Source organism: Carboxylicivirga fragile (genome assembly GCF_050589805.1).
Taxonomy (GTDB): domain Bacteria; phylum Bacteroidota; class Bacteroidia; order Bacteroidales; family Marinilabiliaceae; genus Carboxylicivirga; species Carboxylicivirga fragile.
This window is the reverse complement of record NZ_JBNGOY010000055.1, coordinates 1-14,402: the sequence shown is the minus strand read 5'-3', so window position 1 is coordinate 14,402 and position 14,402 is coordinate 1. Positions and strand designations below refer to the sequence as shown.

Annotated in this window: 7 protein-coding genes; 4 read left to right on the top strand and 3 right to left on the bottom strand. The window is 36.5% G+C overall.

Going from position 1 to position 14,402, the window contains the following annotated elements; all coding sequences use genetic code 11:
* Positions 1–6: 6 nt before the first annotated feature.
* The 3 genes from ACRD7B_RS19365 to ACRD7B_RS19355 all read right to left on the bottom strand — a co-directional run bounded on the left by ACRD7B_RS19365 (position 7) and on the right by ACRD7B_RS19355 (position 6,686).
* The gene (locus ACRD7B_RS19365) at positions 7–1,197 is read right to left on the bottom strand and encodes a glycoside hydrolase family 130 protein (RefSeq protein ID WP_430826293.1); all 1,191 of its coding nucleotides are present in this window, start codon (positions 1,195–1,197) and stop codon (positions 7–9) included.
* A gap of 65 nt (positions 1,198–1,262) precedes the next feature.
* Entirely contained in the window at positions 1,263–2,357 is a 1,095-nt protein-coding gene (locus ACRD7B_RS19360) for a glycoside hydrolase family 26 protein (protein ID WP_430826291.1), read from the bottom strand.
* Positions 2,358–2,591: 234 nt separating this feature from the next.
* Positions 2,592–6,686 carry a hybrid sensor histidine kinase/response regulator gene (locus tag ACRD7B_RS19355; protein ID WP_430826290.1) on the bottom strand — a complete coding sequence of 1,365 codons (4,095 nt, stop codon included), beginning with the start codon at positions 6,684–6,686 and terminating at the stop codon, positions 2,592–2,594.
* A gap of 585 nt (positions 6,687–7,271) precedes the next feature.
* On the opposite strand from ACRD7B_RS19355, the gene ACRD7B_RS19350 reads away from it, so the two are divergent.
* The 4 genes from ACRD7B_RS19350 to ACRD7B_RS19335 all read left to right on the top strand — a co-directional run bounded on the left by ACRD7B_RS19350 (position 7,272) and on the right by ACRD7B_RS19335 (position 13,400).
* Positions 7,272–9,962 (top strand): amino acid permease, encoded by a 2,691-nt coding sequence (locus ACRD7B_RS19350; RefSeq protein WP_430826289.1) that lies wholly within the window; start codon positions 7,272–7,274, stop codon positions 9,960–9,962.
* 169 nt (positions 9,963–10,131) lie between these two features.
* Positions 10,132–11,169: a redoxin domain-containing protein gene (locus ACRD7B_RS19345; protein ID WP_430826288.1), complete on the top strand. Its 1,038-nt coding sequence runs from the start codon at positions 10,132–10,134 to the stop codon at positions 11,167–11,169.
* Positions 11,170–11,318: 149 nt separating this feature from the next.
* Positions 11,319–12,482 carry a thioredoxin family protein gene (locus ACRD7B_RS19340; RefSeq protein ID WP_430826287.1) on the top strand — a complete coding sequence of 388 codons (1,164 nt, stop codon included), beginning with the start codon at positions 11,319–11,321 and terminating at the stop codon, positions 12,480–12,482.
* An 81-nt stretch (positions 12,483–12,563) separates the two neighbouring features.
* Positions 12,564–13,400, top strand: a complete 837-nt coding sequence (locus ACRD7B_RS19335; RefSeq protein WP_430826286.1) for a formylglycine-generating enzyme family protein — start codon at positions 12,564–12,566, stop codon at positions 13,398–13,400.
* The last annotated feature ends 1,002 nt before the right edge of the window (positions 13,401–14,402 follow it).

The following is a 14,402-nucleotide window of genomic DNA, read 5'->3' as shown; positions in this document are numbered from 1 at the left end:
TCTTATTTAGCCTAATAAGTACAAATGAGCTTTATTCCCTTCTACCAATTTATGAATTGCTTGAACACTCAAATGAGAATGCAATTGATCTTGTGGGGAATTAATACAATAATCGAGTAGTTGATCAATTGTTGAAGTAGCCACATGCATACGCGTATCGGATGAAGCATAATAGATAAAAACCTTACCATCCTCATCAGCAATCCATCCATTCGAGAACACCACATTGGAAACATCACCAACACGCTCATCTTTTAATGGTGCAATAAAATGACCATGGGGCTTATGCGTGATAAGCCATGGCTTTTCTAAGTCAGTCATAAACATGTACAATGTATAGCGCAAACCGGCCGCTGTATTTCGAACACCATGAGCCAATTGCAACCATCCTTTATCGGTACGAATGGGTGCTGGCCCCAAACCATTTTTCATTTCATATATGGTATGATAGGTTTTAGCATCAACTATCAGCTCCTCTTTAACCTCTGGTTGATCCATTGATTTAGATAGTCCAAAACCAATTCCTCCGCCCTTACCTGTATCTATAAATCCATCTTGTGGCCGTGTATAAAACGCGTATTGACCATCGATCAGGTGCGGAAACAAAACAACATTCCGTTGCTGTCCAGTCGTAGATATTAAATCTGGAAGACGTTCCCATTCCAATAAATCTTTCGTGCGTGCGATCCCAGCAGCTGCCACTGCACTACTTGTATCTCCATCAGGTGCATTCGGATCCTTACGTTCTGAGCAAAACACGCCATAAATCCATCCATCATCGTGCTGAGTTAAACGCATGTCATAAACATTGGTATCAGGCTCTTCAGTCTGTGGCAGAACTATTGGCTGATCCCAAAACCGGAAGCCATCAATGCCATTTTCACTTTCTGCAATGGCAAAAAAAGATTTTCTATCATTGCCCTCAACACGCACAACCACAAGATACTTACCATTGAACTTAATAGCTCCGGCATTAAATGTGGCATTAAATCCAATGCGCTCCATTAAATAAGGGTTAGTCTCCTCATTTAAGTCAAAGCGCCAGTTCAAGGGAATATGATCTCGTGTAAGTATCGGTTTTTTATAACGGCTATATACACCGTTCGTACTAAACAACTGCTTATTGCTTTTATTAATCAAACTGTTATAGTTGCTTTTTATCTTCTTCAGTCTTTTTTCAAATAAGGTCTTCTTCATTTCATTTTTTTTATAGGTATCGCATTCAAAGTTCTTTTCAATAAACTTCGTTGTATCTACCTGACTTAGTCCATATTCTTTATTTGTTTAAAATCTTCCAATAACAAGATATCTTCCCTATCAGTAAATTCCTTGGCATATTTAGCCGATGGATGACCCGGGAAAGGGAAAAAGAAATGTTTCAAAGGATCGTTACGCCAAACCAAAGCATAACTAATGTTTGCAGCCACAATACTATCGCTTAACACTACTCCTAATTTAGAAGTATACCAGGTTGAATCAGGGATGTTTTCATATCCTGTCTCAGTGAAGGCAGAAATCTTACCCTTCTCATTGGCATAATCAATAATGATGTGAAGTTTCTTTATAGCCTCATCTAACAAACCATTGGTATAGAGATCGTAGTAATTATCCATACCAATCAGGTCGATATACTCATCGCCTGGATACCAACTTAAATATTCTTCTCTTGTACTAAAGTTTCGATCTGGCGAATAAGCGACTAACATTTGGTTTACAGCTTTTTCTTCACGAAGATATTGAACAGTAAACCTGAATAGTTCTTTAAGCTCTTTGGGAGAGCAGCTGTCACTGCCCCACCAAAACCATGAGCCATCCATTTCATGCCATGGACGAAAGATAAAAGGCACTTTTACACCCTCTACAGTAATTACACTATTCAGAAAATCAGCCAAGGCATCCAAGTCTTTTTTGAAGGCCTCATGATAGTCGCCCCCTGGTATTATCTTATCCACTACACGTGTTTCGGTATTCCACGAATCTACTCCGTCGATAACCGAGAAAGGGTGCCAGCTAAACGTATTAATTCCGCCTTGACCATATGCCTTTATAGCATACTTCCGGATATTATCAAACGAAACGGTATCCAGGTTGGCTAATTTTCCCTCTTCAATGCCACCAAGCTCCCATCCAAATACAGCCGGGTAATCACCCGTAACACGTTTCACATCCGATTGCCCTTCAACATCATTCCAAGTATAACCATAAGCATAAGTATCTTGATGTCCAAATAAGACTCCTTTTCCTTTAAGCGATTGTAAAGTTTTAAATAATTTATCCTTTTCGCTTATTTCATTCTGAGACACACTGCAACTAAGCATTGTACCCAACAACAATAAAATCCAAATTTTCACTCTCATACTATAACTGTTGAATAATATTCTATTTAGTAATATTTCAACGCAATCTACTTAAGTGTAAGCCTATTAAAAAGGGGTAAAAACAAATGCTACATCACTTGTAAACAAATGAACCAAAAAGATTACATTATGACTTCCGCAATCGTAAAATGAGATTATTTATTCCAATCAAGACATTACCAGATACAAAACACAAATAGTAATTACAGTCTCAAACAGTGCTATAACTTTAACTCAAGTCATATCAGATTCTTTTACTTTAGCCTTTACGTAAGCAGTTGGGAGCAATCCATATTCTTCTTTAAAGTACTTACTAAAATAACGCGGATTATTAAAACCAACTGCGTATGCAACCTCTGCAATATTCATTTGGCTTTTTTCGAGAAGCTGAGCACCTCTTTTAAGCCTGATTATTCGTATAAATTCGATGGGTGATTTCCCGGTTATGGCCAATAACTTCTTGTAAAGATAAACCCGACTCATGCCTAACTCCTTGCTCAAATGCTCAACACTAAATCCTGCTTCGGACATATTCTCCTCAACCAATGAAACAGCTTTTTTTATCAACTTTTCATCCATTGAAGTAATTTGCACTTCACTTGGATTTATTTCAACCGTTTCTTGAAATTGCTTTTGCATTTTGCTTCTTTTCTGAAGTAAGTGATTCACTCGAAGCATTAAAAGATCCATATTGAAAGGTTTGGTGATGTAATCATCTGCACCTATTTCCAAACCTTTAATTTTATCTTCATCGGCGCTTCTGGCAGTTAGCAAAATGAGTGGTATATGTGAAGTCCGAATATCTTTACGAAGCATTTGGCAAAGCTCAAGCCCATCCACATTAGGCATCATAACATCGCTGATAATTAAATCAGGTAATACCTTATGTACCGTATCATATGCAATTTGCCCATCGGCAGCCTCATGAACAATGAATTTATCCTGCAAGGATTCTTTCATGAAGGTTCTAAAGTCCAGATTATCCTCAACCAATAGAATGACTGGGACGCCACTTGCAGAAGTCTCTAATTCTTGTTCATTTACACCCAAGTTATCTTCCTTATCTATCTCTGCTTCTAGTGCCAGTTTGACTTTATCATCAGGAAGGCTAACTATAAAACTGGCACCAACCCCTTCTTCACTTTCAACACGTATGGTGCCATTATGCAATTGAACCATTTCTCGAGCCAAATTCAATCCTATTCCACTGCCTGACAGTCCTAACTTCTTATTAATATCTGACTGGTAAAATCTGATGAATATTTTATCTAAATCTTCTTTCTTAATACCAATACCACTGTCAACTACAGAAATATGCACCATCTCCATATCAACAGATAAATTAACCGTTACACTTCCTTTTTCTTGCGTGAACTTTAAAGCATTTGACAACAAATTCATCATTACTTTTTGAAGTTTATCACCATCGAAATTCAACATGTATTGGTCTACTTCATGGCTAAAGTTGAAATTGATATCCTTCTTCTTAAATCCCTCCTCAAAACTTTCAATAACACCTTGTAAAAAACTAACTATGTTGCCATGCGATGGATTATACCGCATGCCATGCAACTCTAATTTTCTAAAATCTAGTAATTGATTTACCAGAGTAAGCAGGTTTCTTGCATTTCGATCAATAACCTCTAAAAGTTTCCGATCTGATTGATATTCTTTCTTCCCCAATATTTTTTGTAATGGCGTAAGAATTAGTGTTAGTGGCGTCCTAAACTCATGACTAACATTGGTAAGGAATCGCAATTTCATTTCATCCATCTCATGATTTTGCTTAGCGCGCATTCGTTCTTGTTCAATGTTAAACTTTAGTCTTTCCTTACGCACCATTGAGTAACGAAAATAAATAACTAAAGACAACAAGAGCAGCGTATAAATAAGATAGGCGATTGGTGTCGCATAAAAAGGTGGTAATACTTTAATGTGAAGTTCGGTATATGCATCATTCCAAACACCGTCATTGTTTGAGGCTTTCACCTTTAAATTATAATCCCCGGCATTCAAATTTGTATAAGTAACTCTTGGTCTGGTATTATCCAGACTTAACCAGCCCTCATTAAAACCCTCCAATTTATACTTATAGCGAATCTTATTGGGGATAAAAAAATCGAGAGCTCTAAAATCAATAGAAAACACATTCATTGAGTGTTGAAGTACTATTTCTTTTGTTGACATTATTGAATTCTCAAGAAGCCTTCTTTTTCCAACTTTCGAATCAGGAAATATGCGTTGATTATACACCTGTAAATCGGTATAAACAACCTTTGGCAATATTTCGTTGCTCTTTAAATCTTTCGACTTAAATAAATTAAATCCATTTACACCACCAAAAATTAGCTCGTTCTTCGATGTTTCATAACTGGCATTTGGATTAAATTCATTGGATTGCAAACCATCCTCTTCGGTAAAATGGTATATCTGAAAATCGTATTCTTTACTACGCGACGATTTACTAACCATTAGCTGACTTAAGCCTGTAGATTTACTCACCCAAATGGTCTGAAACTCATCTTCTTCTATACAATTCATAATATCTTCAGGTAATCCATCCGCACTTGAAAAATGCTTTACAAACAATGTTTGTGGATCGATTACACTCAAACCCTCATTGGTTGCAATCCACAACAAACCGCGTGAATCCTCAAAAACTTCATTTACCGATTTATTGATAAAATCCAGATGTGTTCCATCGTCCGTTCCAGGCAATTGCTTATAACGTTGCTCCTTAGTATCATAAATACTTGCACCATATGCTGTTCCAACAATAATATTCCCGTTAGATAGTTTATGAAGATCGGCCACATATTGCGATGGTAAATTTAACTTACCCATATTAGGTAATTCCAAAAAAGTGTCTGTTTCGCGATTATATATCACAATACCCCCTCCATTGGTTCCTATCCAGATATTCTGTCTGTCATCTTCAATAATTGACCACACATTGTTATTTCTTAAACCTCTGGCCGTGTTGCTATTAAATAAGTACTGCTTAAAACGCTTACCATTAAAACGGTTCACCCCACCGGCATAGGTACCTATCCAAAGTTCCTCTTCCTGATCAATGTGCAAACTAACCACTACATCACTGCTTAAGGAGTTTAAATCATCCTTTTTATGCTTATAGGATGTATATGTGTTCTTTAAGCGATCGAAATAAATCAGTCCTCCTCCATTGGTTCCTATCCATAGATTTCCTTTCTTATCTTCTACAAAACAGTTCACATCACTAAAAGGAAGGCTACTTTTATCCGACAATAAATTTCGGTAATGAGGGAATTTATGAATGCTCTCGTGATAATAACTTACACCATTTTTATTCGTTGCCGCCCAAACGATGTTGTTATCATCAATGTACAGGTCAGTAACAGAATTATCTGCCAAGCTCTTATCATTATCCGATTGATGATACACCTTAATAATTTCACCAGAGTATTTATTTAAAATATTAATACCACCATGATCAGTTGCAATCCAGATTAAACCTTTCTCATCCTGAATGATTTTATAAATAATATTGCTGGATAAACGGATAGATCTTTCATTAACTGAATAGTTATACCATTTCCGTTGAGCTGAATTGAAATGAAAAACGCCATTATCGTTACCGTAGAACCAAATATCATTATCGTCATCGATAAAAAATCCTGGATCCAAACTTCCACCTTCCATTTTTCCATGCAAAAAATTATCCTCGTATTTCAATTGATAACTGGAATCATCGTAGCATTCAATGGTTCCATCGTTATATAAATAATAATATAAATGGTTAGTCTGTTTAAAATCTACAACCTGAACATCAAGTACCTTTTTATGTGAGAATACACGATCAAGGCTCTCGCTATGTGAGTCATACCTGGCAAATAAAACTTCATTTGCAGGTTTTATCCACATTTCCATATCTTCATCGAAATAGATATTTCCTACATAAAACTCTACCTCTTTAATACCAAGGTACGTCTTGACATCAGAGTAAAACTTCTCGTTGTGCGTATTGTATACGATATACCCTAAACTTGTTTGAATCCATAAATCACCATTTTTATCCTCCTGAATTTGCAAGATATAGTTATCAGGGATAGATGTAGAATCTGATGAATCGTGCTTATAGTTAACAAATCCTGAACCATCGTAGCAACTTAACCCAGCCTTAGTTCCAATCCATATAAAACCACGTGAATCTTTATGAATACAGGCAACCCGATCACTAACTAATCCATCAATATTATTGACCTGCAAAAAGGAGTATTGCTTTTGTGCAGATACACTAGAAAGCAACATTAACAACAGAACTAAGCTAACAAAAATATTAGTCAGCATTCTCTTTTTTAAAAATCCCTTATATGCAATCAGGTTTCCCATTCCTTTAAAAATACAATTTTAATTCAACTTTTCTGCCTGCTATAGGTGCATCAAGAGTTTACTTTAAAAGACCGTGCACCAACTGTTCGTATTATAAATGTCAATATTAAGAATTGCACAGCAAAGTTATGTGTCAATTATGATATTAATCGATACATAAAATGATAAGCATTATTTAAATCTTGGTAGTGAATCACCTTCACGAACAATTAGTATCCATTTAATACTGGCATTTTAATATCCATTAAAACAAGGTCTATGGTATTCAATTCACAAAAATCAAGGGCTTCCTGTCCATTTTTTGCATGAATAATTTTGCAGTCTATTACGGAATACTTAGAAAGTAAGGTCTCTAAGTATAGATAATTTATGCCAATCAACAGTTGAAATGACATTAATGAAAATATATTATTCCTTTGCCATTGCACTCCAAACCAAGTAAACTGATCTAGAAACAAAATTCATAAGGGATTGTTATAAACCGAGTAATTGCCCTGTGTAAGCGTACAGGTATCCAAAACTACGATTTAATAAATTTAGATAATGGCTAAGCTGAAAAAATTCGGTACTTTTAGTGGGGTTTTCACACCTTCAATCCTGACAATATTAGGTGTTATTATGTATTTAAGGTTTCCTGCTATCATTGGCCAGGCAGGCCTTATTAATACCATAGGAATCATATTCATTGCCCATATCATATCAATAACTACCAGTTTAAGTGTGGCATCTCTTTCAACCGATAAGCCGGTTCAAAATGGAGGTACTTATTTTATGATTTCCCGGAGTCTTGGTTTACCCATAGGCGGCACACTTGGGTGGGCATTGTTTGTAGGGCTGTCGTTTAGTGTAAGTTTATACCTAATCGGTTTTGCAGAAAGTTTCCTACAATATTGGGAGATGGAGCTGACCATTAACACCATTAGAATCACTGGATCGATTGTATTACTAGCAGTTACTACCATTACTTTTGTCAGTACCTCTTTGGCTATCAAGTCGCAATACTTTATTATGGCGGCCATTGTCTTATCATTACTATCCATTTTTTTTGGTAAGCACGATTTTGTACCTCAAGAAATAAACATCGCTCCACTGGCAACTGCCGCACCGTTCATGGTCTTATTTGGTATATTTTTCCCAGCTGTTACTGTTTTTGAGGCTGGCGTATCCATGTCGGGCGATCTTCAGAATCCAAAAAAATCATTACCCTACGGGGCAATGTTGGCCGTTGGTGTTGGATTTATTGTTTACATAGCTCTGGCTTTTTTCTACGCCTATACGGTTGATGCCAACGCACTCGTAAACGACCCGCAGATACTGTTTAAAATTTCATTGGTACCTGCTTTGGTTATTGCAGGTATATGGGGGGCAACACTATCTTCTGCTTTGGGAAGCATATTAGGCGCACCACGTATATTACAGGCGATTGCAATGGACAAAATAGCTCCAAAAACCTTTGCAAAGGGCACGGGTAAAACCAACGAGCCAAGAAACGCATTATTGCTGGCATTTGTGATTGCCGAAGCTGGCATATTGATTGGTGAGCTAGATGTGATTGCGCGCATTGTCTCCATGTTTTTCATTACCACCTATGCTTTTTTAAACTTGGCTTCAGTAATTGAAAGTTGGTCGAGCTCCGATTTTCGACCTGCTTTTAAAATTCCTCGAATTGTAAGTATTCTAGGAACTTTATCTGCCTTTTTTGTGATGATATTACTTGATTTTGTAGCGCTGGCTGGCGCAACAGTGGCTTTAGGATTATTGTATTTCTACTTGCAACGCAAAGAGTTAATTTTAGAGAGTGGTGATGCTTGGAGCAGCTTTTGGACAAACTTAGCAAAAAAAGCACTGCTTAAACTTAGTATTCAAAAAGACAATAAAAGAAACTGGAGACCCAACATTATCCTTTTTAGTGGAGGAGAAAAAGCAAGACCATATTTGGTTGAAATAGGCCTAGCACTATCAGGAAAACTAGGCGCACTAACCGACTTCAAACTAAGCTCTTCCGAAGAACAAGATCGCAACATTCATAAGCATACTCAACTAAAAAAGAATAAAAAAGGTCATGATTTTTTCGTTAGACAATTGGAATGTTCTTCTGTAAAGGAAGGCATAAAATCGATCACCAATATTTATGGTTTTAGTGGTTTTGAACCTAACACTGTACTATTAGGATGGAGCAAAAGTAATGGCAATACAGGTTTTATGTCAGATGTACTTAAGGATTTTAAAACCAAAAAGCTGAATGCTATTTTTCTGGACTATGATAAGAACAATGGCTTTGGAAAAAAAGAAAGTATAGATATTTGGTGGAATGGAAAAGGAAGACATCTATCCTTTTCGCTTAACATTCTGCGTTTTTTATTGTCAGATAAGTCCTGGCGCGATGCCAACGTAAGAATAATGATAATAAATAGTGATACCTCCTTAAACGACAACCTTTACCGCAATACAAATGCTATACTTATTGACAAACGTATACAAGCAGAGATTAAAGTAATAAGCGATGATTTTGGTTCGCGTACCAAAGAAGAAATTATCAACTCTGAATCAGCCAATGCAGATTTAATTGTATTGGGACTGTCGCAAAGCAGTCATTCATACACCAACGAATACATTGAAAAAGTAAATACGATCTTCAAATTACCTGCAAGCATCCTTTTACTAAGTCCTTCAGATGAATTTGAGGAGACAAATCTAATCGACCATACGTATACTAAATCCAGAGCTGCGATTTATACCGTAGCATTGGAGTTGCCACAGCTGCCTAATTTTGATAGTAACCTTGTGAAGAACAGGATCGAAAAGTTAGATGAAGATCTTATGGAGATTGGAAATGATTTTTGCAATCAATCCCTTAAGAGCGCAGTAGCTCAAATGCAATCAATGGTATTGAATCTCTATGATTTTTCATCGCATATCCTCAACACCCTACAGAAAGAATTAAACGAATCTGGAAAACATGAATATCAAAAAGTTATTGACCGAAATCACATCAACTACCTGAGACATGTATTAAAAATTACTCAAAGCAAAAATGCCACAAACATAAGTGAAGCTGAAGCAATTCTTCAAAATGGCATATCTCTATTCTTGACACGCTTAGGGAACTACAAATATGAAGCAACAGAATCAGTAACTATCTCGTTCCAAATTCCTGGCAAAAAGAAAGAAAAGGTAATGGAATTCCCTTTCCGTAAGGCCATGTCGTATTACGAAGAAGTGAAAATGGACTGAATGCCATTTGTCGTTCGGTAGAAGGAGGAAGAGACGTGCTTGTTAGCTATGATGATGAAATATATTGTTTAGCAATAAAAAAACTTGGTAATTGGGATTAACCTTCAAATAAAAGAAGATGACGTTTTATACTTCATCTTCTTTTGTTTCATCAAAAAAAATGGTAGTTATGAATAACATTTTAAAAAGCATGGGACTCTTTCTAATAACATTGACTTTGGTATCCTGTTCTAAACCTACACTTCATATTAAAGGAAAAATCACCAATATAAAAGAAGCCAATTTATATTTCTGGATTCTAGAAGAAGGGGAGTTTGTACAAAAAGAGGTGATAAAAGTCAAAGAGGGAGAATTTACATTTTCATATGAGATTGGAGATGCTAAAGTGGGATATATCACAAATTTGGAAAACACAGAATATGGCCAGGTTATTTTTTTAGAAAACAAAAAAATAACATTAGAGGGTCTCATTTTCAAAGGCATGCCTCTAATAAAAAAACTGAGTGGAGAAAGCCTTAATTCAAAATTTTTCGCCTATAAAAATGAGAAAACGGAAATATTCAGGAATGGGAAAAACGAATTAGCCTATAAAAAAGTAAGTGAGTTAAGAACAAAGTTTATCACTGATAATGCTTCCAATATTTTAGGATTATATGAACTGTTTGAATGGTCAAAAAATCCGAATAATTATAAAGAGGCAATTGAGCTTTACGCAAAGCTTCCAAAGGCGGCAAAAGACTATCAACTATATACTCACATAGGCCATAATTTAGAAACAATCAAATCCATAGCCCCTGGAAATCGCGCCATCGATTTTAACTTCACCACGCTTGAAGGCAATGCTATCAGTCTTGATTATTTCAAAGGGAAGGTGTTAATGATTGATTTCTGGGCTTCGTGGTGTGGTCCGTGCCGTAAAGAGCTACCTCACATTAAAAAACTGTATGAGAGATTTAAGCCTCTGGGATTGGAAGTTCTTGCTGTTTCTTTAGACAGTAAACGAGAAAGATGGTTAGCTGCTGTTGAAAATCATGAATTAAACTGGCATAATTATTCAGCCCTCAATAAATGGGATTGTGAATTCACAAAAAAGTACAAAGTAAGAGGCATTCCTTACAATGTTATCATTGATAAAAAAGGCAATATCGTCGCTAAAGGTATCCATGGCAAGGAACTGGAAAAAACCATTGAAGGTTTGCTAAAGTAAATTGTCTCGGATAAGAGGGTTTGAAAAACAAGATTTGTGATATCCAGATTAAGTTGTATCACAAAGGACGATAATAAATACCACAATCGTGTATTCACATGAGGCAAGCTGATAATCAGTCTTACGTCTTGTTACTTAATTTTAAACAAATGAAAAGGATAATAGTAAGTTTTTTAATAGCACTTTGTTCCTTAATGGTATCAGCGCAAAATGGAATTAATTTTGAGCATACGTCGTTTAACGAAGCTTGTGAATTGGCTAAACAGCAGAACAAGTTAGTCTTTATAGATGTGTACACACAATGGTGCGGACCTTGTCTTTTAATGGCTGATGAGGTTTTTAGCCTTGATAAAGTTGGTCAGGCTATCAACGGAAAATTTGTGTCACTTAAAATTGATGCTGAACATGGTGAAGGAATTTCTTTTGCAAAAAAATACAGGGTTCAGTCATTTCCTGCATACTACTTTATCGATCCTGAAACAAAAGAAGTGCTTCACCGCTCAGGAGGAAGACATGATGCTGATAAGTTTCTTAAAATAGCGGCTTGCTCAATGAATCCTAAGTTAAGGTCAAGTTACTTATATCCTGAATACGAGAAAGGAAACAGAGATCCTGAATTTATGTTCGACTATATTAATGGAATGGATTTGAGTTATGATAAAAAAAATCAGACCAAAGCAATAGACGAACTTTTAAAGATTAAAGGTGATGACCTTTCTGACAAAATCCTGGGAGAAGTTTTCTTTAATTATATATCAGATAGAGATCATCCGCTATTTAAGAAATTTGTTACTGAACGAGCAAAAATGGAAAAACAATATGGAAAAGAACGTGTGGAAAAGAAATTATATAAGGGCTATCGTTGGTGCAGAGATACACAAAGAGTAAGTGATCTGGAGGACTTTAAAGGCAAAGATTATATTCTTGCATATCATAAATTAAAAAGCACTATTGATAAAAAAGACTATGAAACAGCCGATAAATTGGTTATGGATATGTTTACAAATCCATCATTTGACCAAAAGACTGTAATGACTGATATTAAGTTTACTGCAAAAAGTACTTTCTATAAAGAAGTTGATAAAGAGTGGGAAAAGAAATGCATAAAATACCTTCAGTATATTGCCTATAATGCTCGGGATAGAAATGAAGGTGAAAATCATTTTAACTATGCTTATATCCTTGAAAAAATAATAAAGGAAAATCCTGAGATTCATGAATATTTTCCGGAATCGATAACTCAAGAGCCGGAAACAGGAAAAACTAAATACAGCTTACGCTCACCTAATTTGAAAAAAAAACCACAACGCTAAGGTGAATTAAGAATTATCACTCCTCCATAGAAAAGCTACAGTGGCGGAAACAATAGTACTTAAACATAAAAGTTTAAAAATATGAATCAATTTGTAGGAGCGAAACGCAGCACCGCATGGAAACAAATTTTGTTTATTATTCTGTTGGTATCAGGCTATTATATATGGTACAAGCATCAGGGGAAGTCTGCTAACCACTTTGCCACTTACACTGAGCAGTTTGATGGTATATCTTTTAAAATGATTGCTGTAGATGGTGGTACGTTTTCTATGGGTAGTAATACAGGAGGTGAAGCTGAGCACCCATTACATGAGGTAAAACTAAACAATTACTACCTCTGTGAAACTGTGGTAACGCAAGCCTTGTGGAAAACTGTGATGGGTAGTAACCCAAGCTTTTTTAAAGGAGACAGTTTACCTGTAGAATCTGTCAGTTTGGAGATGACTCAGGCATTTGTGTTACGCTTAAACGAATTAACAGGTGAGCACTACCGTCTGCCTACAGAAGCCGAGTGGGAATTTGCGGCACAAGGAGGTAATCTGAGTAGTAGTTACAAATACTCCGGGAGTGATAGTTTAAACACTGTGGGGTGGTACGGAAAAAACAGTGGCCGTAAGACTCATGCTGTAAAACAAAAGTTAGCCAACGAATTGGGATTTTACGATTTGAGCGGAAATGTGTGGGAATGGTGTAGCGATTGGTATGGCAAGGACTATTACAACGATAGTCCTATACAAAATCCATCGGGACCTTCAGGAGGCACTTTTCGTGTGGTACGTGGTGGTAGTTGGTACTTCGGCGCCGATTACTGCCGGATAACTTATCGTGGCAGCAGTAATCCGGAGAGCAACAGTGGCAATATTGGTTTTCGTCTTGCCAATAATTGGAAGAATGAAGTTGATAAGGTTAAAGAATAAAATATTGATAACAATTAGACCATTAGATTTTTAGATGTTAGACAACAGCCAGGCGATATTCATCATTATTTTATGATGATTAATAAAGTCGGAATCGTACTGCATGTTTTTGACATATACACTATGAAGTTGTTTAATGTTGTCTGGAAATTTCGAGAGTGACAAATTGGTTTTCATTCCCTTTAGCTCAATTCTTCTTGCATAACCTTAGCTACGGAATAAAAATTAGCTGAAGGCAATGAAACGGGAGTTCAATCAGGCAAAAACAAATAATAGAATATCTGATTAAATCAAGATAGTACTCGCAGTTTTTCAGTACGACTTTAAACTACTTCACATTAAAACATGCTATTAAGCATAGATATTCAGATAGCTAAGGTAAATTACTTTAGATGATCACAACATCCCAAAATTTGACGAAGAACCGCAATTATACAAACCACACACCTCATCAATTATAATTCAAAGATCTTTTATCATATATCAAACATCATAATCTCTCATCTACTTGACCCGGTCCATAGGTGTTCTTCATCCCTCGTCAGCAAAAGACCATGCCAGGCTTTCGCAGCCTTATTTTCAGTGTCTATTTTTAAAGGATTCAAATAAAGCTGCTCACCTTCGGTCACTGAGTTAACCGAAGTGCGGTCACTTTATTCATGGGCAATGTGTCTACCTATTATACCTTACGCCTTAACTTTAACACATCGAACATCAATACATCCTACCATCGCCCATCAAATAAAAGTGAACCTGTCATGCCCTTTGCAGTTCCTTCGGTCATCCTCACGGCAGTTCCACATTCCTTCAGGCACATGGTCTCGTTCCTCCACCATAAGCCTTCAGTCCTGTCACTGCCAGTATGTGGCTCGCCTGCTAGTCGCTGCGGGCTTCGGCTGTCTTTATCTATTAGCCTCCGGCAGGTAGGCAGCCTTGTGTGGTAAAAACCACATATGCCATCCTCCGTAGTTCGTTCCTCACTCCTCCATATCTGCCACCCTT

Bases quoted from the DNA above. Each gene is read 5' to 3' on its own strand.
- ACRD7B_RS19365 (WP_430826293.1), bottom strand. From the start codon at position 1,197: ATGAAGAAGACCTTATTTGAAAAAAGACTGAAGAAGATAAAAAGCAAC.
- ACRD7B_RS19360 (WP_430826291.1), bottom strand. From the start codon at position 2,357: ATGAGAGTGAAAATTTGGATTTTATTGTTGTTGGGTACAATGCTTAGT.
- ACRD7B_RS19355 (WP_430826290.1), bottom strand. From the start codon at position 6,686: ATGCTGACTAATATTTTTGTTAGCTTAGTTCTGTTGTTAATGTTGCTT.
- ACRD7B_RS19350 (WP_430826289.1), top strand. From the start codon at position 7,272: ATGGCTAAGCTGAAAAAATTCGGTACTTTTAGTGGGGTTTTCACACCT.
- ACRD7B_RS19345 (WP_430826288.1), top strand. From the start codon at position 10,132: ATGAATAACATTTTAAAAAGCATGGGACTCTTTCTAATAACATTGACT.
- ACRD7B_RS19340 (WP_430826287.1), top strand. From the start codon at position 11,319: ATGAAAAGGATAATAGTAAGTTTTTTAATAGCACTTTGTTCCTTAATG.
- ACRD7B_RS19335 (WP_430826286.1), top strand. From the start codon at position 12,564: ATGAATCAATTTGTAGGAGCGAAACGCAGCACCGCATGGAAACAAATT.